The sequence below is a fragment of the Veillonella sp. ZSJB6 genome, assembly GCF_051549505.1.
Taxonomy (GTDB): domain Bacteria; phylum Bacillota; class Negativicutes; order Veillonellales; family Veillonellaceae; genus Veillonella.
Genome location: NZ_JBPUGE010000167.1, coordinates 1 through 240, shown reverse-complemented (window position 1 = coordinate 240; position 240 = coordinate 1). Strand labels below are relative to the sequence as shown.

Here is a 240-nt window from a genome sequence, read left to right as displayed (position 1 = left end):
GACAAATCAATCTTTTCCCCTTCGGTGGCATTGCCAAGCAATACACTCTCCAGATTTGTTATATTTTGATGCAGTGCATACGCCACTGCCAAAAATTACGATTCCAGTCCTTTTACCTGAGCGATTATAGGGTCTTTACGCCTTCGGTGATGGTTTTGGTGTTTCATAATTTGATGAAAAACAAAACAACATTCTCTCCTGAAATCTTCGGTTATTATGCTGGGTTTTTAACTTTTTGAC

Annotated in this window: 1 riboswitch. The window is 38.8% G+C overall.

The window, feature by feature from the left end:
- Positions 1-94: 94 nt before the first annotated feature.
- Positions 95-211: riboswitch (glycine riboswitch) on the bottom strand.
- Between the last annotated feature and the right edge of the window lie 29 nt (positions 212-240).